Source organism: Cognatazoarcus halotolerans (assembly GCF_009800965.1).
Taxonomy (GTDB): domain Bacteria; phylum Pseudomonadota; class Gammaproteobacteria; order Burkholderiales; family Rhodocyclaceae; genus Cognatazoarcus; species Cognatazoarcus halotolerans.
The window spans coordinates 68,963-89,627 of record NZ_WUAF01000004.1 but is presented as its reverse complement, the minus strand read 5'-3'; the positions used below and the strand labels follow the sequence as shown (position 1 = coordinate 89,627).

Below are 20,665 nucleotides of genomic sequence, written 5' to 3'. Positions count from 1 at the left end.
CGGCATGAGCATCACCCGTCATCAGGCCGTCGGCGCATACCGTCGCTGGGTGCCCACCGATTTTGACCCGCCGCCGCAGAAACCCGCGCCGGCGCCAGTGGAACAGACCGCGCCGCCGCCCGAGCCGGAGCCCGAACCGCCGCGGCAGGAAGAACTGCCGCCGCCGGAGCCGCCGATAAAGCTGCCGACCGCTGCGGACATCGAGCAGATCTACGAGGAGGCACGCAAATCCGGTTACGACGCCGGCTACGACGAGGCCACCGCCCGCGGGCGCGTGGAAGCGATGCGCTTGTTCGGCCTTGTCGAGGATCTCGACAAGGCGCTCGGTGCGCTCGACGAGTCGATTGCCGGCAATGTGCTCGAGCTGGCCATCGAACTCGCCCGCCAGCTGGTACGCAGGGAGCTGGCTGCCCACCCGGACAGCGTGCTCGCGGTGGTCCGCGAGGCCTTGCAGCAGATGCCGCAAAGCCACGCGATGGTGCACCTTCACCCCGACGACGCGAAGCTGGTGCGCGAATATCTCGGCGAACAGCTGGCGCACCTCGGCCACCGCATCATCGAGGACGAACAGGTCAGCAAGGGCGGTTGCCTGCTCGAGGCGGCAGGCAGCCGGCTCGATGCGACGCTCGAGACGCGTTGGCGGCGCATCGTCGCCAACCTGGGCAATGACAGCGAGTGGGAGGAAGACGGGGCATGAGCGCGCGCGAACAGGTGTGGCGCAACTATCTCGTCGACGCCGGCAAGCTGGCCGGTGCAAGCAGCCCCTTCGAACTCTCGGGTCGACTCACCCGCATCAATGGACTCGTCATGGAAGCGGCCGGACTCAAGCTGCCGCTGGGGTCGGGCTGTCGCATCGTGGTGCCGGGCGGCGGGGCGGTGGAGGCGGAGGTGGTCGGATTCCACGGCGAGAAACTCTTCATGATGCCGACCGACGATGTCTTCGGGCTCGCGCCGGGGGCGCTGGTGCTGCCAGTGGATCCGAGCCAGCCCACGCTCAAGGCGGGGGAACGCATCGAGCCGCGGCGCCGGGCGTCCGATCGCGCCAAGCACCTGCCGGTGGGCGGGGAGATGCTCGGTCGGGTGGTCGATGGCGCCGGCCGGCCGCTCGACGGTCTCGGCGCGCTCGTCACCGCGCACAGCCGCTCGCTGCAAAGCCGCCCGATCAACCCGTTGCAACGCGAGCCGATCCGCTATTCGATGGACGTCGGCATCCGTGCGATCAACAGCCTGCTGACCGTGGGCAGGGGCCAGCGGGTTGGCCTCTTCGCAGGCTCGGGCGTCGGCAAATCGGTGCTCATCGGCATGATGGCGCGCTTCACCGCGGCCGATGTGGTGGTGGTCGGGCTGATCGGTGAACGGGGCCGCGAGGTCAAGGAGTTCATCGAGCAGAACCTCGGCGAGGACGGCTTGGCCCGCTCGGTGGTGGTCGCCGCACCGGCCGACACCAGCCCGCTGATGCGCCTTCAGGCGGCCGCCTATGCCACCACGGTCGCCGAGTATTTCCGCGACCAGGGCAAGCAGGTGCTGCTGATCATGGATTCACTCACCCGCTATGCCATGGCACAGCGCGAGATCGCCCTGGCGATCGGCGAGCCACCGGTCACCCGGGGTTATCCGCCGAGCGTCTTCGCGCGCCTGCCGGCACTGGTCGAGCGCGCCGGCAACGGCGCCGAGGGTGGTGGCTCGATTACCGCCTTCTACACCGTGCTGGCCGAAGGCGATGACCAGCAGGATCCCATCGCCGATTCGGCGCGGGCCATTCTGGACGGCCATTTCGTGCTCTCGCGCGCGCTGGCCGATCAGGGACACTATCCCGCGATCGATATCGAGCAGTCGATCAGCCGCGCGATGCACAACCTCGTGAAGAGCCAGCATTTCGATGTGGTGCGCCGCTTCAAGCAGCTTTTCTCGCGCTATCAGCGTTCACGCGATCTGATCGCCGTGGGGGCCTACCAGGCGGGATCCGACCCGGTGCTCGACGAAGCGGTGACGCTTTATCCAAGGCTGGAAGCGTTTCTCCAGCAGCGCATCGACGAACGTGAAGGTTATGACGAATCCGTGCTCAAGCTGCAGGGATTGTTCAACGGTTGAATGGGCCGCGTGGCGGGCCCGCCCTAAAGATTTCTGTCACCCGCCCGATACAGGACATCGTGGATGAGCGAGAACTTCCCCCTTCAGACCCTGCTCGATCTGGCCAAGGACCGGATGGACGGCGCTGCCCGACGGCTCGGCGAGCTGATTGGTGCCGCAAAGGAAGACGAAGGCCGGCTGGCGGTACTGCAGCAGTACCGCACCGAATACGCCGAGCGTTTCATGGAAACCGCGCGCAACGGCATCGGGCCGGATGCCTGGCGCAATTTCACCGCATTCATCGGCCGGCTCGACGATGCGATCGCCCAGCAGCAGAAGATCGTCGAACAGGCCCGCGAGCGCACCGCGGCCAGCCAGCAGGCCTGGATCGCCGAGCGCAACCGGGTGAAGGCATTCGATACGCTCTCGGTGCGCCACCATCAGGAACAGGTCCGCAAGGAAGCGCGGCACGAGCAGCGGGCCACCGACGAGCATTCGGCCAAGTTGTTCCGGGATCGCACGGACGAAGAGTGAGTCCGGGTGGCACGCAGTTTGCGTCAGCCCGTTCGAGACCTTCTTTCCGGGATTACCTCGATGTCTGAAATCACCAAGACCGTGCTTCCGCAGATCAGTGCGAGCAATGCCGCACAGGGTGCCGCCAGCCGGGCGCGCGACGCCTCGGCCAGTAGCGCCCAGGGTACGGATGCCTTCTCGCGGGTGCTCGATCAGCAGTTGTCCAACCGCCGGGAGGCCGCGCGCAGCGAGGAATCCGCCCGCGCGCGGGGAGCCGAGAGCGAGGCGCCCCGTGAAAAGGCCGCTGCGCCATCGGAATCGGCGCGGCCCGAAGGGACCGAAAAGGCGGGCAAAACCGACGGGGCAGAGAAAGAGGGCGCCACCCGCGAGTCTGCCGCGCGGGATACCGCCGATACCACGGGCAAGGCGGTGGCAACGGATGCCGGCAGTGCGGCGCAGGCGGCGGCAGGGATTGCCGCCCTGTTGCCGGGTCTTGCCGCCGACGTGGCGAAGAGCGCCGGCGCCGGACCAGATGGCACCACGGCCGACGCGACGGATGCAGTGGGGCGGCAGGCCGCTGCCGGGCAGTCCATGGCGCTGCTCGTCAGGGGCGATATGCGGTCATCGGATGGCGCCGACCCGGAAGGAGGCAGTGTTCCGGCGGATGCATCCGCAGCGTCCGCGCCCGATGCAAAGAACTTTACGCTCCCGGGCGTCGAGGCCAAGGTGGAAGGCACCGATGCCGCAGCGCTGTCGGGCAAGACTGTTCCGCAGGTCAAGCACGAGGCCGACGGCGATGCGCTTCCCTCCGCCGCGCTCCCCGCGAAGGAGGCCGCCGCGTTGTCAGCGTCGGCGGCCGACGGTGCCGCCGCTACCGCGACCAGCACCGGCAGCGACGGTGCCGCTGCGCAGATGAGCATGCAGCCCGGTGCCACGGCGCGGCCGCAGGGTACCGCGACGCATCAGCCGATGCCGGCCTACATTGCGACCCCGGCCGGTCAGCCGGGTTGGGCCGAGGATGTCGGAAACCGCGTTGTATTGCTTGCCGGGCGCGACGAGGGTGCGGCCGAGCTGATCCTCACGCCGCCGCATCTCGGGCGGGTGGAGGTGTCGCTGCGCGTCACCGGCGAGCACACCACCGCACATTTCGTTGCGGCCACCCCGGCGGCACGCGACGCGCTGGATCAGGCAATGCCGCGTTTGCGCGAGGTGCTCGCCGAGGCCGGCATCGCCCTGGGCGATGCGAACGTGAATACCCAGGCCCAGCAACAGCGGGGCGACGGTGGCAGCGGAAGCGGGCACTACCGGCAACGCTACGGAAACGACATGGCGGGTGAAAGCCCGGTTGCCGCCAGCCAGACGTGGTTGCGGCGCAGTGATGGATTGATCGACACCTTCGCCTGAAGACGAGCGAATAGCGGCTGTTGGCGGCCCTTATTTCAGGCTTCGAGTGATGGTTCGATGCGGATAATCGAAGCATAGAAAAGGAGTAAGTAATGGCGAAGGCGCCTGCCAAACCGGAAGCTGTCGAAGGGGACGCACCCGCACCCAAGAAGAGCAAGAAGATGCTGATCCTGGTGATCGTGCTGGTGATCCTGCTGCTGGTCGTGGGGGGGGGCGCGGCGTTCCTTCTGCTTTCCAAGAACAAGCATGCGGACGAGGGGCAGGCCGCCGATGCGCACGAGCCGGAGCCGCCGAAGGTGACCATCGACAAGGGTCATCCGCCGGTGTTCGTGCCGCTCGATGCCTTTACCGTGAATCTCCAGCGCGAGAGCGGTGACCACTTCCTCCAGGCCGTGATCGTGTTGCGGGTGTCCGACGCAAAGGTCGGCGAGGAACTCAAGCTCTACATGCCGGAGATCCGCCACCGGGTCAATCTGTTGCTCTCCTCGAAGCTGCCGTCCGAGATCTCGAACATCGAGGGGCGCGAGGCGCTGGCCGAGGAGATCATGATCGAAGCCAACGACGTGCTCGGATACGAACCGCCCAGACGTCAGCGTGGCAGTGCGTCGGAGCCCTGGGGGCCGGTCCTGTCAGTGCTCTTCAACTCGTTCATCATCCAGTAAGAAGCATTCATCATGGCCGCGGATTTTCTCTCCCAGGAAGAAGTCGATGCCCTGCTCAGGGGTGTGACCGGGGAGTCGGACGAACCGGAGCAGGTCGATGACACCGGTGGGGGCGTGCGCCCCTACAACCTGGCCACGCAGGAGCGGATCGTGCGTGGGCGCATGCCCACCATGGAGCTCATCAACGAGCGCTTCGCCCGCTACCTGCGGATCGGGCTATTCAACTACATGCACCGCAATGCAGAGGTCTCGGTCGGGGCGATCAAAGTCCAGAAATACAGCGAATTCGTGCGGAACCTGGTCGTGCCGACCAACCTGAACCTGATCACGGCCAAACCGCTGCGCGGCATCGGCCTCATCGTCTTCGATCCCAACCTGGTCTTCCTGGTGGTGGACAACATGTTCGGCGGCGACGGGCGTTTTCATACCCGCGTCGAAGGCCGCGATTTCACGCCCACCGAGCAGCGCATCATCCAGGGCATGCTGGCGGTGGTGTTTGCCGAATACCAGCGGGCCTGGGCACCGGTGTTCGCGATGAGCTTCGAATACGTGCGCTCGGAGATGAATTCGCAGTTCGCCAATATTGCCACGCCTTCCGAGATCGTGGTGGCGACCAGTTTCTCGATCGAGTTCGGTGGATCACAGGCGGAGATGCATGTGTGCCTTCCCTACTCGATGATCGAGCCGATCCGCGACACGCTCTATTCGACGATGCAGAGCGATCACCTTACCCAGGACCGGCGCTGGGTCAACATGCTCGGCAAGCAGTTGCAGAACGCCGAGGTCGCGCTCGTGGCGCAGTTCGGCCAGGCGCGGATCACCTTGCGGGACGTGGTGAACATGAAGGTCGGCGACGTCATTCCGCTGCAGGTGCCGGAGCTGCTTCAGGTCGAAGTGGACGGGGCCCCGGTGCTCGAGGGGCACTACGGCGTGCAGCATGGCAGATATGCGATAAAGGTCGAGCGTTTCCTGTCGCAGGACGAGACGACGGCGGCGCTTCCAGGAGAACAGAATGGCTGACGAGAACCAGGTTTCCGACGATGATTGGGCTGCGGCCATGCAGGAACAGGCGCAGGCCGAGGCAGGTGCCGTCGAGAGCGATGCCGACGTGGAGGCAGCCTTGCGCGAGGCCGCGGACTCCGCCGACTCGCCTTACCAGGCCAAGCCGGCGAGCCAGCTTTTCCCGGATTTCGGCGACAGTGCCAAGCGTGGCGGTGCGCTCAACGATTTCGACATGATCCTCGATATCCCGGTACAGCTGACCGTCGAACTGGGCCGCACCCGCCTGTCGATCCGCAACCTGCTGCAACTGGCGCATGGCTCGGTCGTCGAACTCGACGGGCTGGCGGGCGAGCCGATGGATGTGCTGGTCAACGGTACCTTGATCGCGCAGGGCGAAGTCGTGGTGGTGAATGACAAGTTCGGCATCCGCCTTACCGACATCGTCACGCCGGCCGAGCGCATGCGCAAACTGCGCAACTGAGTCTCGTCCGGCACGGCAGAAGGGCGACCCGCGGGTCGCCCTTTTGTTTTTCGCTACATGTCCAAGCGTCGAATTGGGAGGCAGATTGCCGCCTTATTGCGGCAAGGATTGCCGTTCCGGCACCTTAAGCTTTCTGCTGTCTTCACTCGGACATCTGCGTTGTGCCAGCACGAACCCTCCTGCTCCTGATTGCCCTGTCGCCCCGCCTGGCCCTGGCCGGTGAGGCAGCGCCCGATCTTGCTGCCGGGATCGGCCAGATGCTGTTCGGCCTTGTCGTGGTGCTTGCGGTGCTGGTCGGGGTGCTGTGGCTGCTCAAGCGTCTCGGCATGAGTCGTGGTGGCGCGGCCGGTGGGCTGAAGGTTCTTGGCGCTGCGGCGGTCGGGGCGCGCGAGCGGGTCGTGATGGTGCAGGTCGCCGATCGCGTGCTCGTGCTCGGGGTTGCGCCCGGACGGGTCAATGCGTTGAGCGAGTTCGACGTTTCCGATCTGCCGCCAGGCGATTCGACCGGTGCCGAGGGTGGCACACCGTCCGGCGGCGATTTTTCGGCGCGGCTGCAGCGGTTGCTGGAGCGTCGCCAATGAGTGCCAGAGGGCTTTCCCGGTTCGTCGTGAGTGTCACGCTGTTACTACCCTTGTCGGCGCTGGCGCAGAGCATGCCGGCACTGACCGGCGCCCCTGCTCCCGGTGGCGGCACTACCTGGAGCCTGAGCATCCAGACGCTGCTCACGCTCACCATGCTGAGTTTCATCCCGGCAGCGGTGCTGATGATGACCAGCTTCACGCGCATCGTCATTGTCCTCTCGCTGCTGCGAAGCGCGATGGGCACCCAGACCTCGCCACCCAACCAGGTGATGATCGGGCTGGCGCTGTTTCTAAGTTTTTTCATCATGTCGCCTGTGCTCGACCGGGTGTACAACGAAGCCTACCTGCCGCTGTCGAGCGAGCAGATCAGTTTCCAGGAGGCGCTCGCCCGCGGCACGGTGCCGGTCAAGGCCTTCATGCTGCGCCAGATCCGCGAGCCGGATCTTTCGCTGTTCACGAAGCTCGCCAAGGTGCCGCGTGTCGACAAGGCGGAAGAGCTGCCGATGAGGGTGGTGGTCCCGGCGTTCGTGACCTCGGAGCTCAAGACGGCGTTTCAGATCGGCTTCATCGTTTTCATACCTTTCCTGATCATCGACATGGTGGTTGCTTCAGTGCTGATGTCGATGGGGATGATGATGATGAGCCCGGTCATCGTGTCGCTGCCGTTCAAGGTGATGCTGTTCGTGCTGGTTGACGGCTGGACCCTCTTGATCGGTTCGCTGGTGCAGAGCTTTGGCTGAAGGAGAAAAACCCGGATGACCCCCACAACCGTCATCGACCTGGGTCGTCAGGCCGTCGAGGTCACCCTCCTGGTCGCGGCGCCGCTGTTCATCGCCGCCCTGGTGACCGGGTTGGTGGTGAGCATCTTCCAGGCGGCCACGCAGATCAATGAAATGACGCTGTCGTTCGTGCCCAAGCTGGTGGCGATCTTCGTCACGCTGATCCTTGCCGGGCCGTGGATGATCACCACCATCACCGATTTCATGCGCCGGCTGTTCGAGTCGATTCCGATGATGATCGGCTGAGCGAAGAAGCGCCGTGCCATGATTTCGGTTTCCGCTGCGACCCTCGATGCCTGGCTTGCGGCGATGGCCTTTCCGCTGGCTCGGCTGCTCGGCATGATCGGTGCCGCACCGCTGTTCTCGAACGGTTCGGTGCCGGTACGGGTGAGGCTGTCGCTGGGCCTTGCGATCGCGGTTGCGGTGCTGCCGGCCTTGCCCCCGATGCCGTCCGTGGCGCCCGGCTCCGGCATCGGGCTCGCCATCCTCGCGCAGCAGATGCTGATCGGCATCGGCATGGGATTCGTGATGCGCATCGTGCTGGCCGCGGTGATCATGACCGGTGAACTCATCGGTCTGCAGATGGGGCTGTCGTTCGCGACCTTCTTCGACCCGCAGGCGGGGGGGCAGACGGCCGTCATGTCGCAGTTCCTGAATCTGCTCGCAAGTCTGCTTTTCCTCGCGGTCAACGGGCATCTGCTGATGATCGACGTGCTGGTGCGCAGTTTCGAGTGGCTGCCGGTCAGCGCCACGCCGGTGCACGGTGGCGGCTGGATGGTGGTCGCCCGACTGGGTGCGCTGTTGTTCTCCGCCGGTCTGTTGCTGGCACTGCCATTGGTGGCAACGCTGCTCATCACCAACATCGCCATGGGGGTGCTGACACGGGCTGCACCGCAGCTGAACCTTTTTGCGATCGGTTTTCCGGTGACGCTGAGCGCGGGTTTCCTGGTCCTGCTGCTCAGTCTCGACGCCTTTGCGCCGGTGTTGCAACACTTTTTCGGGCTCGGCTTCGATGCAATGGCCGAGCTGGCGAAATCGTTGCGCTGAGGCCCGGCGCGCGGATCTGCTTTGATCGGGACCGCCCCGGGCATGCGTCGCGTGCGGGCGAGGCCGGTTGCACTGACGGCACCGTGGCAGTCGGCCGCCGTTTGAGGAATGGTGACCCGCGGAGCGGTCACCGGCGTCGAATCGGCCGGGGCGCCGCAGCGGATCCTCTGGTGGCGCAGCCGATGCATCGACCACCCGGCTACCGCGAGCGGCAACACCAGGGCCCGTCGCAATTCGGGCCCGCTGACGCCGCCCGGCCGAATCAGATTTCGAGGTGCGCGTAGAGTGCGGTCGACAGGTAGCGCTCGCCGAAGGAGGGCACAATCACGACGATCAGCTTTCCCGCATTTTCCGGCTTCTTCGCTTCTTCGAGTGCAGCCCACACCGCGGCGCCCGACGAAATGCCGACCAGCAGCCCCTCTTCGGTGGCAAGACGCCGGGCGATGTCGAAGGCGTCGTCGTTCTTGACACGTGCCACCTGGTCGTAGATTCCGGTGTTCAGGATGGCGGGGATGAATCCGGCGCCGATGCCCTGGATCGGATGAGGACCCTTCTGGCCGCCTGAAAGGACCGGGCTTGCATCGGGCTCGACGGCGATAACCTTGACGGACGGATTCCTTGCCTTGAGCACTTCGCCCACGCCGGTGATCGTGCCGCCGGTGCCGATCCCCGATACGAGGATGTCGACCTTGCCGTCGGTATCGCGCCAGATCTCCTCTGCGGTGGTGCTGCGATGGATTTCCGGGTTGGCGGGGTTCTCGAACTGCTGGGGAATGAAATAGCGACTATCGCTCTCGGCCAGTGCCCGGGCCTTGGCGATCGCGCCGCCCATGCCCTCGGGGCCCGGCGTGAGGATCAATTCGGCGCCGTAGGCCTTGAGCAGCAGCCGGCGCTCGCGGCTCATCGTCTCCGGCATGACGAAGGCGCACTTGTAGCCGCGCGCCGCGCACACCATTGCCAGGCCGATGCCGGTATTGCCCGAAGTCGGCTCGAGGATGATCGAGTCGGGACCGATCCTGCCGGCTTTCTCGGCGGCGTCGATCATCGAGACCGCGATGCGGTCTTTTACGCTATGGGCGGGGTTGAAGAATTCCAGCTTGAGTGCGACGGTGGCAGTGCTTTCGCGGGTCAGGCGGTTGAGTCGCACCAGCGGGGTATTGCCGATGAGTTCGGTGACGTCCTTCGCGATCTTCATCTCGGTTCCACTTTCGTTGTGACGGTAGCGTGATTCTAGGCCCGAGCCGGCGGACCACGAAATCGTCACCGGGAATATCGACAGAACGGTTTGTTTTCGAGCGCCGGGCGCCGGCCCTCGTGCGGACGGTTCCGTCCGCTCAGGAGGCCGCTCGTGCTTCGAGCAGCGTGGCGAGTACCGCCGAGGTCGTCGGGCGGCCGAACAGGTAGCCCTGGGCCTCGATGCAGCCAGCTTCCTTCAGGAAGTCGGCCTGTGCATCGGTCTCCACCCCCTCGGCCAGCACCTTGATGCCGAGGGCGTGACCCATGGCCAGGATGGCTTCGACGATCGCCTTGTCGTTGCCGTCGGACGGCAGGCCATCGATGAAGCTGCGATCGATCTTGAGCGTCTCGATGGGGAGACGCTTGAGATAGCTGAGCGAGGAGAAACCGGTGCCGAAGTCGTCAAGCGAAAGCGCGATGCCCATCGCGCGGAGGGCATGCAGGCTGGCGATGGCCGGTTCGGCATCGTGCAGGATGTCCGACTCGGTGACCTCGAGCTCGAGCCATTCCGCTTGGCAGGCGGTCTCCTCGAGCACGCGCTGCACGGTGCTCAGGAATTCCGGCCTGCGCAGTTGCCGGCCGGAAACGTTGACCGCGACGCGCGGGGGCGAGAGCCCGCGGGCGTGCCATGCGCTGGCCTGCTGGCAGGCCGTTCGCAGGACGAGTTCGCCCAGCGGGATGATCAGGCCGCTGCGCTCCGCCACGGGAATGAACTCTGCCGGCGAGATGCTGCCGAGTTCCTCGTCGGTCCACCGCGCGAGCGTCTCCATGCCGGTCATCCGCTGGCCGTCGAGGGAGAACTGCGGTTGATATGCCACGGTGATCTGCCTGCGGACCACCGCGCGGCGCAAGGCGTTCTCGACCTGAACGCGGCGCCGGGCGTGGTCGGTCTGTGCGTAGGCGTAGCGTTGCACCGTATTGCGACCCAGGTTCTTGGCCTGGTACATCGCGGTGTCGGCGTTGCGAATCAGTGCCTGCGGCGTCTCGCCATCGCGCGGATAGAGGCTGATGCCCATGCTTGCGCCGATATAGAACTCCAGTGCGCCGATCTGGAACGGGGCGATCAGGCTCGCGGCGATCCGGTTGGCGGCCATGTCGGCCGCCTCCCCGTCGGTCAGGCCCTCCAGCAGCACGACGAATTCGTCGCCGCCCAGCCTTGCCACGGTGTCGCCGTCACGCAGGGCGGAGGCAATGCGACGTGCGACTTCGCAGAGGATCTCGTCGCCGATGCCGTGGCCATAGGAGTCGTTGATGTCCTTGAAGTGGTCGAGATCGATGAAGATCACACCGGCAAGACATTTGTCGCGCTCTGCGCGGGTCAGTGCGTGCTCCATGCGGTCATTGAGGAGCATCCGGTTGGGAAGGTCGGTCAGCGCATCGTGATGCGCCATGTGATCGAGTTTCTCTTCGTTCCGGCGCATCAGGCTGATGTCCGAGAAGATCCCGACGTAATGCGATACCCGGTCTTCCCCGTCGGCGTTCACGGACGAGATGTTGAGCCATTGCGGATAGATTTCGCCGGACGCCCGGCGGTTCGTTATTTCCCCTTGCCAGGCGCCGGTGTCGAGCAACTGCTCCCACATCCGGATGTAGAAGTCCCTGTCGTGGCGACCGGAGGAAATGATGCTGCTTTTCTGGCCGACGACGTCGTGGGCGGCGTAGCCGGTGATCGTGGTGAAAGCCGGATTTACCGCTTCGATGATGCCGCTTGCATCGGTGATGATGATGCCCTCGGCGGCGTGATCGAAAACCTCGGCGGCAAGTTGCAGGCGCTTGCGTATGTCCATCTGGCCGGTGACATTCCGCGCCACCCCGACCATGCCGATCACGGCCCCACCCGCGTCCAGTACGGGCGCCTTGAGCGTGTCGAGGTGCTGGAGCCTGCCTGATCTGTCAAGAACCGTTTCACTGTATTCGAGTGGCTTGCCCGTTCGCAGCACATGCCGATCACGCAGTTCGAATGCCGCAGCGACCTTGGGCGGAAAAAAATCGGCGTCGGATTGCCCGATGACGTCCTTGCGTGGCCTGCCGATCAGATCGAGACACGCCTGGTTTGCGTCGATGAAGCGCCCGTCCGGGTCCTTGAAGAAGATCAGGTCGGGGGTGGCATCGAGCAGGCTTCGCAGCAGGGCCCGGTCCCTTTCGATCTGCCGGACATGTGTTTTCTTCTGCGCGTTGTTCATGGCCAGCACGATGCTGAGCGCCACCAAGCCTCCCACCAGACCGATGGCGAGACCGCTCTGTACCGGATAGGTCGCCATCAGGGTCGGTGCTTCGTTGATGATCCGGGTGCCCGCCGGCAAGGCTGATTCGGCGAGACCAAAACGGTCGAGCTGGCGCGCGTCGACGACGGGCTCGTTGGGGCTGCTTGCCATTACCGGAATGCCCTCCGGCCGCTCGCCGGCGAAGATCCGCAGGACGCGTCGCGCTGCCTCGCGTCCGTGCTCGCGGTGGCTCATCACATAGCCGCCGAGAAGACCTTGCCCGATTCCGTGCGCCCACAGGTGATAGATCGGAACCGGTGTGTGGGCGACGATCAGCGAAAGTGATTCTTCGAAACTCTTGTGAACGCCTGCCTGGTCCGTGTAGGCGGCAAGCAGGAGCACCGCATCGCCCTTGCCGAGGTGTTCGAGACGTGCGGCGAGTTGAGACCACTGCAGTTTTTCAAGCGAGAGTACCGCTCGATCGAGGCCTTCGACCGGTGGCAGCCGCTCCAGGCTCGCCAGGTCACCGCGACCGCCGGGGCTCGAATCGGTGATCACCAGCAGATGCCTGAGCTCCGGTTGAAGGGCCTTCGCCATCGCAAGCGTTTCGGCGATCGACACGTGCTCGACGATCCCGGTGATGCCGGGCGCACCTGAACTGGCCAAGGCCGCCCGGGTGTCGTTGACGCCGAGAAAGACCAATGGTGCGTTCGCGAAGAGGGCCCGGTTGTCACGTGCCAGTGCAAACGCGGCATCGTCGGCGGCGATCACCGCGTCGTACGGCTGAGCGCGGGAGAGCTTGTATGCGAGCCAGTCCCGGTAGTGCCGGCGTCCCTCGTCGTCCGATTGCCTGCGCGAATCCATGAACTCTTCGTCGAGTGCGAGACCCGCGGAGTCGAGAACTGAGCGCACACCTTCGTGGATGAGTCGCGAGGTGGGAAAGGACGGGGTGTAGGAGTAGAGCAGGAGAACCCGCTTGCCATCCTGCAGCGCATTGCCTTGCTGCGACATGGCGCTCGAGACGGGCAGCAGGAGCAGCAGAAATCCCAGCAGCCATCCGCCGAGAACGACCGGCATCGTTTTCCTGACGGGAGCCAAGGTCAGCCCCGGATCGTTCATTGCGCACTCTCTTAGCCCGAAACTTCACCGGTCTAACGGCAGCGGGCGGTGCGCCTTGAGGGACAGCTCAGCCGCCGGTCCTGATTCTTTCGATGAGCGAGGTGGTCGAGCGGGCGTGGGCAAACGGGATGGAGTGGACCGCGCCGCCCCATTCGAGCACCTGCTGTGCGCCGACGATGCGCTCGGGCGCCCAGTCGCCGCCCTTGACCAGCACCTCGGGCCGGCATTCGAGTATCCGTGTGAGCGGCGTGTCCTCGTCGAACCATGTGACGAGGCTCACCGCTTCGAGTGCGGCCATCACCGCGAGACGGTCCTCGAGTCCGTTCATCGGACGGTCCGTTCCCTTGCCGAGACGGCGCACCGACGCGTCGGTGTTGAGCGCGACCACCATCGAGGCGCCGAGCGCGCGCGCTTGCGCGAGATAGGTGGCGTGCCCCCGGTGCAGGATGTCGAAACAGCCGTTGGTAAACACAAGAGGCCGGGTAAGCGCTGCGCAGCGGTTGGCGAGCAGCTCAGGCGGGCAGATTTTCTGTTCGAAGGCGGGTGGAGGATAGTTCATCGTCGCGCAGCTCCCGAAACGTCGGATTGTATCGGGCATCAGGGCGCTTCAGGGGCACCGCGGGATTCTGGTGGAGGGGCAAGGCCGTGATCCAGTGCGGACATGTGGCCTGCCGCCTTCGCGGTCTGTTCCGCCGAGCGGCGAAGCTGGCTTGCCTGCTGCAGATATTCCTGCATCTGACGCACCCCCAGGTGGCCGTCCGCGCCCGCCGCGAGCAGGCGATCCTTGAGATGGGCGTAGTCAGCCTCGAGCTTGCCGAGCAGCCAGTCAACTTCAGCCTGATCGAACTCCGGGCGGTCGTGGTCCGCGGCGCCGGCGAGTTGCCTGACAGATCCGTGGAAGGCGCGAGCCGCTTCGAGCAGGGCGGGGCCGGGCAGGGGGGCGAGATGCGCCGACAGTTCGGCCGAGTGCAGGCCGGTATCAACCGCATTCTCCTGGTATTGCAGGATGCGGAGGCACTCAGCGAGCTGTTCGACCAGCGCAACCGGCAGCCGCAGCGCCGAGAGCTTCTGTGCGTAGTCGCCGATCGCCCCGGCCAGCGTCACGAGCGTCGTACGGTGAGCTTCGATCGCTGCTCCGGCCGGCGGTACCGCTACCGCCTGGGACAGGCTGTCACAGCACAGCGACTGCGTCCGGCCGAGCTCCATGCGCAGTGCCCTTATCGCGAGATCGGGGACGCTCGTTGCACTGTCGTCGAGAAAGCGCGGCTTGCCGCGGTCCTCGTCGCCGCGCTTGAAGTGCCCGGCAAGCGTGCGCAGCAGCCACGGAGCGGTGGGTACCATGAGCAGCACGCCGAGCAGATTGAAGACCGTGTGGAAGAGGGCAATCATGATCGCCGGTGTGGCGGGCTGATCGAGCCAGCCACGTATCAGCGCGAGCAGTGCGATCAGGCCGGGAAGCAGCGCCAGTGCCACGGCACCCGTGACCAGGTTGAAGAACACATGCGCAGCGGCCAGGCGGCGCGCATTCGACGTTGCCCCGAGGGCGGACAGCACGGCAGTCGAGGTGGTGCCGATGTTGGTGCCGATGACCATCGCGCAGGCTGCCTCGATCGACATCAGTCCGCCCTGCGCGGCGGTGATGACGATTGCGATCGCGGCGCCCGACGCTTGCATGAGGATTGTGAGCAGGGCGCCGATGCCGACCAGGGCGAGGTAGCCACCGACCCCCGGAGAAACATACCGCTCGATCTGCATGTCGCCGCCAAGGCCGGAGAACGTGTCTTTCAGGACCTGAATGCCGAGGAAAAGCACACCGAAACCGGCAAGGGCCTGGCCGAGCGAACGGGATCGGACGCCGCGCCCGGTCAGCATCAAGACCGCGCCGATGCCGACGAAGGGCAGGGCGAAGGTGTCGATCTTGAAGTTGAAACCAAGTCCGGCCACAAGCCAGGCGTTCATGGTTGTACCAACGTTCGATCCGAAGATCACCCACAGCGAATGCTTCAGCGATAACAGTCCGGCGTTCACGAATCCGATGCTGGCTACGGTAACCGCACTCGATGACTGAACCAGCGTGGTGATCAGCATGCCGGCCGCCAGACCCCGCAGTGGCGTTGAGGTCCAGCGCTCGAGCAGACCTTCGAGTGCGCGTCCGGCAGCGAGCTTGAGGCCGTCGGTAAGCAAGTGCATGCCGAGGAGGAAGAGGCCGACGCCGCCGAAAGTCCCTGCGATGATGTTGAAGCTGGAGAGTTGTTCTGTAGCCACGTTCGGGAGGCGAGAAAGAGCCGGTCGGATGCCGTTTCCGGTATTGGGGAGGAGGACTCGGGGCCGCTATCCGGCAGGCAGGTCCCGGCGCCGAAGGCGATATCGTTTGACCCTATCTGAAAGTGCAGAATCGCGCAAAGGATGGGCGAGTCGACGCACTGCGCATCCCGCTGCTGCAGGTGTGCGGGTCAAGCGGGAACAGGCCGCGACATGGCGTTCCGCGAGTGCGATGAACCGGGACGCTGTCGCGCATGGCGTCGTGGCATGAACTCGCGGTCTCGCCGGCGGCCAGGGATGGCGTCAGCGGAAGCCCTTGGCCGGTATCTTGCCGCATCGAACAGGAAGGGATCCGCGAAGAAGCAATTGATTGTGCGTTTGCAGCATAAGTTCCGCTTAGCGGCCCATTAATGCATGAAGCAGTTGATTGTTATCTTGTTTTGCAGTGCAGCACTTTGATTTTTGTCAAAAAATCGTCTTGCGACCCTCAAAACGGCTGTGGCATGATCGTCCGCGGCTGATCGAGAACCGCACAAAATAATGATTACAGCGGATTTTCGAGTTCCGGCTAGGTTGTTCCCGGCGTAGCGTCGGAAGCTGCCCCGGCTGTTCCCGCTCACAGAAACCAACAGGTCAGAGCGTCGACGTGCAGGTCGGCAATGTCCCGCTACGCCCCTTTGCAGGAAATGAATTTGGGGGTTCGCGCATGAGCAGAATTGCTCGCAATGCCTTGGCCGTGTTAACAGCAGCATCCGCAGCCGCCGCAATGGCGGAAAGCCGTGTAAATCTCCAGCAGCCGGTTACCCAGATCGCGACAGAGATCTACGACATGCACACGCTCATGTTGGTGATCTGCATGGTGATCTTCATCGCGGTGTTCGGCGTGATGTTCTGGTCGGTTTTTGCGCATCGCAAGTCGAAGGGCGCGGTGGCCGCCCATTTCCATGAGAACACCACGGTCGAAATCGTCTGGACCGTGGTGCCGGTGCTGATCCTGTTGGGGATGGCCTATCCGGCCACGAAAACGGTGATCGCCATGAAGGACACTTCGAATCCCGATATCACGATCAAGGCGACCGGCTATCAGTGGAAGTGGGGCTATGACTACCTCAAGGGAGAGGGCGAGGGCGTCAAGCTCATCTCCAATCTTTCTACGCCAAGCGAGCAACTCGATGGTCGTCAGGCGAAGGGCGACAACTACCTTCTCGAGGTGGATCAGCCCCTGGTGGTGCCGGTTGGCAAGAAGATCCGCATTCTGACTACCGCCAACGACGTGATTCATGCCTGGTGGGTGCCGGCGCTTGGCGTGAAGCAGGACGCGATTCCGGGTTTCATCCGCGATACCTGGTTCCGCGCCGACAAGGAAGGCGTGTTCCGCGGCAATTGCGCCGAACTGTGCGGCAAGGATCATGGTTTCATGCCAATCGAGGTGCATGTCGTGTCCGCCGAAAAGTACGCCGCATGGGTCGCCGAGAAGAAGGGTGCGCAGGCAGCCTCGGCTGACGACCCGAACAAGGTCTGGGACCTTGCGGATCTCAAGGTTCGGGGCGAGAAGGTGTTTGCGGCGAACTGTGCGGCATGCCACCAGGCGGACGGCAAGGGTCTGCCCCCGGCCTTCCCGCCGCTCGATGGTTCGGCCGTCGTTCAGGGGCCCAAGATCGCCCAGATCGATACCGTTCTGAAGGGCCGCGAGGGCACGGCGATGGCCGCCTTCGGCAAGCAGCTTTCCGACACCGATATCGCAGCGGTCATCACCTACACACGCAATACGTGGGGCAACCATACCGGTGAGGCCATCCAGCCCACCGAGATCGCAGCCGCGCGCTGAATGAGCCTTCAATAAATCCGCAAGCCAGCATTCCGACAGGAGGCAGCATGGCAGCCGTCATTCCCGACCATCTACACGATCACCATCATCATGGGCCCACCGGGCTCATGCGGTGGATTACGACCACCAATCACAAAGACATCGGCACGATGTACATGATTTTCAGTTTCATCATGTTCCTCTCGGGGGGTGTGATGGCGCTGACGATCCGGGCAGAGCTGTTTCAACCGGGCCTGCAGGTGGTGCAGCCCGAGTTCTTTAACCAGCTCACCTCGATGCATGGTCTGGTGATGGTCTTCGGTGCGATCATGCCGGCCTTCGTGGGATTTGCGAACTGGCAGATCCCGCTCATGATCGGTGCCTCCGACATGGCCTTCGCCCGCATGAACAACTGGAGCTTCTGGCTGCTGCCTCCAGCGGCAATCCTGCTGCTGGGCTCGTTCTTCGTGCCGGGCGGTGCGATGGCTGCCGGCTGGACGATGTATGCGCCCTTGTCGGTGCAGATGGGCATGGGCATGGATATGGCGATCTTCGCGATCCATATCATGGGTATCAGCTCGATCATGGGCGCGATCAACATCGTGGTAACGGTGCTGAACATGCGCGCTCCGGGCATGACCATGATGAAGATGCCGTTGTTCTGCTGGACCTGGCTGATCACCGCCTACCTGCTGATCGCCGTGATGCCGGTGCTGGCCGGTGCGGTCACCATGGTCCTTACCGACCGTCACTTCGGTACCAGCTTCTTCAATGCGGCCGGCGGTGGCGATCCGGTGCTCTATCAGCACGTGTTCTGGTTCTTCGGGCACCCCGAGGTGTACATCATGATCCTGCCGGCATTCGGGATCATCTCGGAGATCATTCCAACGTTTGCCCGCAAGCCGCTGTTCGGCTATGCCTCGATGGTCTATGCAACCGCATCGATCGCGATCCTCTCCTTCACGGTGTGGGCGCACCACATGTTTACGACCGGCATGCCGGCAGTCGGGCAGCTGTTCTTCATGTATGCGACGATGCTCATCGCAGTGCCTACCGGGGTGAAGGTCTTCAACTGGGTGGCCACCATGTGGCGAGGGTCGCTGACCTTCGAGACGCCGATGCTGTGGGCGACCGGTTTCATCTTCGTGTTCACCATCGGCGGATTCACCGGCCTGATCTGCGCTGTCGCGCCGATCGACATCCAGCTTCAGGACACCTATTACGTGGTGGCCCACTTCCATTACGTGCTGGTTGCGGGCTCACTGTTCGCCCTGTTTGCCGGCGCCTACTACTGGCTTCCGAAATGGACCGGGCACATGGCGGACGAACGCCTCGGCAAGATCCACTTCTGGTGCTCGATGGTGTTCTTCAACATCACGTTTTTCCCGATGCACTTCCTCGGCCTTGCCGGCATGCCACGCCGCATTCCCGACTATGCGCTCCAGTTCGCTGATTTCAACGCAATGGCGACGATCGGTGCTTTCGGTTTCGGATTTTCGCAGTTGATCTTCATCGTTGTCTTGGTGAAGTGTGTGAAGGGTGGTGAGAAAGCCGCAGCACGGGCGTGGGAAGGCGCGCATGGCCTCGAATGGACGGTGCCTTCGCCGGCGCCCCACCATACCTTCGAGGTGCCTCCGGTCGTGAAATGAGACGGATGAAATGGAACTCATGAGCGAAGAGAAGCGCCCGAGCAACCTGCGCACGGCATTGATACTGCTGTCGATCGCCTTGGTCTTCTTCATCGGGATCATGGTCAAGACCTGGCTTTTCGGCAATGCGTAAGGCGGGAGGCGAGAACCGGCAGTTGTTGATCCGCCTGGCAGTCGCGGCCTTCGTGATGTTCGGTTTCGGATTTGCGCTGGTGCCGTTCTACGAGCAGATCTGCGCGGCGGCAGGCATAAACAATCTGCTGCAGCCCGACCGTTCCGCGGTCAATGGCCAGATCGACGAGAGCCGCACGATCACCATCGAGTTCGACGCCAATACGCATGATCTGCCTTGGCAATTCAGGCCGTTGCAGAGCGAAATAAAGGTTCATCCGGGGCAGTTGGTGCAGATCGCCTACGAAGTGGTCAATAACAGGGATTATCCGGTGACCGGCCAGGCGATTCCGAGCTACGGCCCGAAGGTGGCGGGGCAGCATTTTCGCAAGCTCGAGTGCTTTTGTTTCAGCGGCCAGACCATGGCGGCCCGTGAACGAAGAACGATGCCGGTCGTGTTCGTAGTGGATACCGACCTTCCGGCCGACGTGAACACGATCACGCTGTCGTATACGTTCTTCGAGGTGGCTGGAACACAGGCGAGCGGGGGCGATGCCGGGGGGCGCAGTTGACGGGTTCCGACAGACCGCAGCAGGCCGGCTTCTGGGCCACGTTCAAGGCGGTGTTCTGGTCGTTTGCCGGAGTGCGAAAACGCAACGATTACCAGCGTGACGCCGGATCGCTGAATCCGAGAGCCGTCATCGTCGCAGGCATCGCGGGCGGGCTGCTCTTTGTTCTCGCGATCGTTGGTTTTCTGAAGTTTGTTGTAAGGGTTTGAGCCTGGCCGGTGGAAGTGCCGCCAGAAGGAAATGCCTGGCCGAGCTGTATTACGGCCATTCGCTTGTAACAGGCGGACTTGATTGCCAGATGGGAGATCTGTGATGAGTCAGACCTACGAGAAATACTTTGTACCGGAGCCTTCGCGCTATCCGATCTTCGGGTCGATCGCGTTGCTGCTGATCGCCTCCGGTGCCGTGATGTGGCTGAACAAGGTCGGCTCCGGGCCGTGGACGCTGGCGATCGGGTTCGCGGTACTGATCTACATGCTCTTCGGCTGGTTCGGTCAGGTAGTGCGGGAATCAGAAGGCGGCAGCTACGGCAAGAACGTGGATGCGTCATTTCGTTGGTCGATGGGCTGGTTCATCTTCTCCGAGGTGATGTTCTTCGCGGCTTTCTTCGGGGCGCTGTTCTATATCCGCGTGCTCGGATTGCCCTGGCTCGCCGATTCCGATAATTCCTTGCTCTGGCCCGGTTTTTCGGCAGCTTGGCCAAGTGCCGGCCCGCTGGTCGAGGACCCCTTTACGCCCATGGCTGCGTGGGGCATCCCGGCCATCAACACGCTGATCCTGCTCACTTCCGGTGCCACGCTGACGTGGGCGCACTGGGGCATGATGAAAGAGAACCGGGGGCAACTGAAGGCAGGCTTGTTTTTGACCATCCTGCTCGGGGCAATCTTCCTGTCCCTGCAGATCTACGAGTACATGCATGCCTATCATGAGATGAATCTGAAGCTCACTTCCGGCATCTACGGATCGACCTTCTTCATGCTTACCGGCTTTCACGGGCTGCACGTCACCATCGGCGCGATCATGCTCACGGTGATGCTGTTCAGGGTGATCGCGGGGCACTTCTCCAAGGAGCACCATTTCGCATTCGAGGCCACAGCCTGGTACTGGCACTTCGTCGATGTGGTCTGGTTGATGCTCTTCGTGGTGGTGTACTGGCTTTGAGCCGTATC

The 20,665-nt window shown here is 63.7% G+C and carries 21 protein-coding genes; 17 read left to right on the top strand and 4 right to left on the bottom strand.

From position 1 onward, the window contains the following. Positions 1-4 precede the first annotated feature (4 nt). The 11 genes from GQB03_RS06860 (at position 5) to fliR (ending at position 8,539) form a co-directional block, all read left to right on the top strand. Positions 5-697: a flagellar assembly protein FliH gene (locus GQB03_RS06860; RefSeq protein WP_159686498.1), complete on the top strand. Its 693-nt coding sequence runs from the start codon at positions 5-7 to the stop codon at positions 695-697. After that, positions 694-2,091: a flagellar protein export ATPase FliI gene (fliI, locus tag GQB03_RS06855; protein WP_159686495.1), complete on the top strand. Its 1,398-nt coding sequence runs from the start codon at positions 694-696 to the stop codon at positions 2,089-2,091. The genes GQB03_RS06860 and fliI overlap by 4 nt, the downstream gene beginning before the upstream one ends. A 63-nt stretch (positions 2,092-2,154) precedes the next feature. Beyond that, a complete protein-coding gene (fliJ, locus tag GQB03_RS06850; RefSeq protein WP_159686492.1) occupies positions 2,155-2,604 on the top strand; it encodes a flagellar export protein FliJ in 450 nt (149 codons plus the stop codon). Positions 2,605-2,664: 60 nt separating this feature from the next. Continuing rightward, a complete protein-coding gene (locus GQB03_RS06845; protein WP_159686489.1) occupies positions 2,665-3,987 on the top strand; it encodes a flagellar hook-length control protein FliK in 1,323 nt (440 codons plus the stop codon). 92 nt (positions 3,988-4,079) lie between these two features. Next, positions 4,080-4,649 (top strand): flagellar basal body-associated FliL family protein, encoded by a 570-nt coding sequence (locus GQB03_RS06840; RefSeq protein WP_159686486.1) that lies wholly within the window; start codon positions 4,080-4,082, stop codon positions 4,647-4,649. Between the two features lie 12 nt (positions 4,650-4,661). Next, positions 4,662-5,669, top strand: a complete 1,008-nt coding sequence (gene fliM, locus GQB03_RS06835) for a flagellar motor switch protein FliM (RefSeq protein WP_159686483.1) — start codon at positions 4,662-4,664, stop codon at positions 5,667-5,669. Beyond that, entirely contained in the window at positions 5,662-6,132 is a 471-nt protein-coding gene (fliN, locus tag GQB03_RS06830) for a flagellar motor switch protein FliN (RefSeq protein ID WP_159686480.1), read from the top strand. Before fliM ends, fliN begins: the two co-directional genes overlap by 8 nt. Before the next feature lie 161 nt (positions 6,133-6,293). Then, a complete protein-coding gene (gene fliO / locus GQB03_RS06825; protein ID WP_235026978.1) occupies positions 6,294-6,713 on the top strand; it encodes a flagellar biosynthetic protein FliO in 420 nt (139 codons plus the stop codon). Further along, positions 6,710-7,453, top strand: a complete 744-nt coding sequence (fliP, locus tag GQB03_RS06820) for a flagellar type III secretion system pore protein FliP (protein ID WP_159686477.1) — start codon at positions 6,710-6,712, stop codon at positions 7,451-7,453. The genes fliO and fliP overlap by 4 nt, the downstream gene beginning before the upstream one ends. A 15-nt stretch (positions 7,454-7,468) precedes the next feature. Then, entirely contained in the window at positions 7,469-7,738 is a 270-nt protein-coding gene (gene fliQ / locus GQB03_RS06815; protein ID WP_159686474.1) for a flagellar biosynthesis protein FliQ, read from the top strand. A gap of 18 nt (positions 7,739-7,756) precedes the next feature. Then, the gene (gene fliR, locus GQB03_RS06810) at positions 7,757-8,539 is read left to right on the top strand and encodes a flagellar biosynthetic protein FliR (RefSeq protein ID WP_159686471.1); all 783 of its coding nucleotides are present in this window, start codon (positions 7,757-7,759) and stop codon (positions 8,537-8,539) included. A 262-nt stretch (positions 8,540-8,801) separates the two neighbouring features. Here fliR and cysK read toward each other — a convergent pair whose 3' ends face one another. From cysK to GQB03_RS06790, 4 genes are all read right to left on the bottom strand, one after another. Continuing rightward, the gene (cysK, locus tag GQB03_RS06805) at positions 8,802-9,734 is read right to left on the bottom strand and encodes a cysteine synthase A (protein WP_159686468.1); all 933 of its coding nucleotides are present in this window, start codon (positions 9,732-9,734) and stop codon (positions 8,802-8,804) included. Positions 9,735-9,873: 139 nt separating this feature from the next. Next, positions 9,874-13,098: an EAL domain-containing protein gene (locus GQB03_RS06800; RefSeq protein ID WP_159686465.1), complete on the bottom strand. Its 3,225-nt coding sequence runs from the start codon at positions 13,096-13,098 to the stop codon at positions 9,874-9,876. Between the two features lie 67 nt (positions 13,099-13,165). Further along, complete coding sequence (locus GQB03_RS06795) at positions 13,166-13,657, bottom strand: adenylyltransferase/cytidyltransferase family protein (RefSeq protein ID WP_159687008.1); 492 nt, start codon at positions 13,655-13,657, stop codon at positions 13,166-13,168. Positions 13,658-13,695: 38 nt separating this feature from the next. Continuing rightward, positions 13,696-15,363: a Na/Pi cotransporter family protein gene (locus tag GQB03_RS06790; protein ID WP_268817525.1), complete on the bottom strand. Its 1,668-nt coding sequence runs from the start codon at positions 15,361-15,363 to the stop codon at positions 13,696-13,698. 763 nt (positions 15,364-16,126) lie between these two features. Here GQB03_RS06790 and coxB point away from each other — a divergent pair. From coxB to GQB03_RS06765, 6 genes are all read left to right on the top strand, one after another. Continuing rightward, positions 16,127-17,188, top strand: a complete 1,062-nt coding sequence (gene coxB / locus GQB03_RS06785; RefSeq protein ID WP_235026977.1) for a cytochrome c oxidase subunit II — start codon at positions 16,127-16,129, stop codon at positions 17,186-17,188. A 47-nt stretch (positions 17,189-17,235) separates the two neighbouring features. After that, positions 17,236-18,816 carry a cytochrome c oxidase subunit I gene (gene ctaD / locus GQB03_RS06780; protein WP_159686459.1) on the top strand — a complete coding sequence of 527 codons (1,581 nt, stop codon included), beginning with the start codon at positions 17,236-17,238 and terminating at the stop codon, positions 18,814-18,816. A gap of 10 nt (positions 18,817-18,826) precedes the next feature. Continuing rightward, positions 18,827-18,949: a cytochrome oxidase small assembly protein gene (locus GQB03_RS23160; protein WP_235026976.1), complete on the top strand. Its 123-nt coding sequence runs from the start codon at positions 18,827-18,829 to the stop codon at positions 18,947-18,949. Next, complete coding sequence (locus GQB03_RS06775) at positions 18,942-19,499, top strand: cytochrome c oxidase assembly protein (RefSeq protein ID WP_159686456.1); 558 nt, start codon at positions 18,942-18,944, stop codon at positions 19,497-19,499. Before GQB03_RS23160 ends, GQB03_RS06775 begins: the two co-directional genes overlap by 8 nt. After that, positions 19,496-19,705 (top strand): DUF2970 domain-containing protein, encoded by a 210-nt coding sequence (locus tag GQB03_RS06770; protein ID WP_159686453.1) that lies wholly within the window; start codon positions 19,496-19,498, stop codon positions 19,703-19,705. Before GQB03_RS06775 ends, GQB03_RS06770 begins: the two co-directional genes overlap by 4 nt. A gap of 103 nt (positions 19,706-19,808) precedes the next feature. Beyond that, on the top strand, positions 19,809-20,657 hold the full coding sequence (locus tag GQB03_RS06765; RefSeq protein ID WP_159686450.1) for a cytochrome c oxidase subunit 3: 849 nt from the start codon (positions 19,809-19,811) through the stop codon (positions 20,655-20,657). The last annotated feature ends 8 nt before the right edge of the window (positions 20,658-20,665 follow it).

What these genes read in the sequence shown, in the direction of transcription:
- fliJ (WP_159686492.1), top strand. Translation starts at nt 2,155, where the DNA reads ATGAGCGAGAACTTCCCCCTTCAGACCCTGCTCGATCTGGCCAAGGAC.
- fliM (WP_159686483.1), top strand. Translation starts at nt 4,662, where the DNA reads ATGGCCGCGGATTTTCTCTCCCAGGAAGAAGTCGATGCCCTGCTCAGG.
- GQB03_RS06840 (WP_159686486.1), top strand. Translation starts at nt 4,080, where the DNA reads ATGGCGAAGGCGCCTGCCAAACCGGAAGCTGTCGAAGGGGACGCACCC.
- GQB03_RS06775 (WP_159686456.1), top strand. Translation starts at nt 18,942, where the DNA reads ATGCGTAAGGCGGGAGGCGAGAACCGGCAGTTGTTGATCCGCCTGGCA.
- GQB03_RS06845 (WP_159686489.1), top strand. Translation starts at nt 2,665, where the DNA reads ATGTCTGAAATCACCAAGACCGTGCTTCCGCAGATCAGTGCGAGCAAT.
- fliR (WP_159686471.1), top strand. Translation starts at nt 7,757, where the DNA reads ATGATTTCGGTTTCCGCTGCGACCCTCGATGCCTGGCTTGCGGCGATG.
- fliI (WP_159686495.1), top strand. Translation starts at nt 694, where the DNA reads ATGAGCGCGCGCGAACAGGTGTGGCGCAACTATCTCGTCGACGCCGGC.
- fliQ (WP_159686474.1), top strand. Translation starts at nt 7,469, where the DNA reads ATGACCCCCACAACCGTCATCGACCTGGGTCGTCAGGCCGTCGAGGTC.
- ctaD (WP_159686459.1), top strand. Translation starts at nt 17,236, where the DNA reads ATGGCAGCCGTCATTCCCGACCATCTACACGATCACCATCATCATGGG.
- GQB03_RS06795 (WP_159687008.1), bottom strand. Translation starts at nt 13,657, where the DNA reads ATGAACTATCCTCCACCCGCCTTCGAACAGAAAATCTGCCCGCCTGAG.
- GQB03_RS23160 (WP_235026976.1), top strand. Translation starts at nt 18,827, where the DNA reads ATGGAACTCATGAGCGAAGAGAAGCGCCCGAGCAACCTGCGCACGGCA.
- cysK (WP_159686468.1), bottom strand. Translation starts at nt 9,734, where the DNA reads ATGAAGATCGCGAAGGACGTCACCGAACTCATCGGCAATACCCCGCTG.
- GQB03_RS06860 (WP_159686498.1), top strand. Translation starts at nt 5, where the DNA reads ATGAGCATCACCCGTCATCAGGCCGTCGGCGCATACCGTCGCTGGGTG.
- fliN (WP_159686480.1), top strand. Translation starts at nt 5,662, where the DNA reads ATGGCTGACGAGAACCAGGTTTCCGACGATGATTGGGCTGCGGCCATG.
- GQB03_RS06800 (WP_159686465.1), bottom strand. Translation starts at nt 13,098, where the DNA reads ATGAACGATCCGGGGCTGACCTTGGCTCCCGTCAGGAAAACGATGCCG.
- coxB (WP_235026977.1), top strand. Translation starts at nt 16,127, where the DNA reads ATGGCGGAAAGCCGTGTAAATCTCCAGCAGCCGGTTACCCAGATCGCG.
- fliP (WP_159686477.1), top strand. Translation starts at nt 6,710, where the DNA reads ATGAGTGCCAGAGGGCTTTCCCGGTTCGTCGTGAGTGTCACGCTGTTA.
- GQB03_RS06765 (WP_159686450.1), top strand. Translation starts at nt 19,809, where the DNA reads ATGAGTCAGACCTACGAGAAATACTTTGTACCGGAGCCTTCGCGCTAT.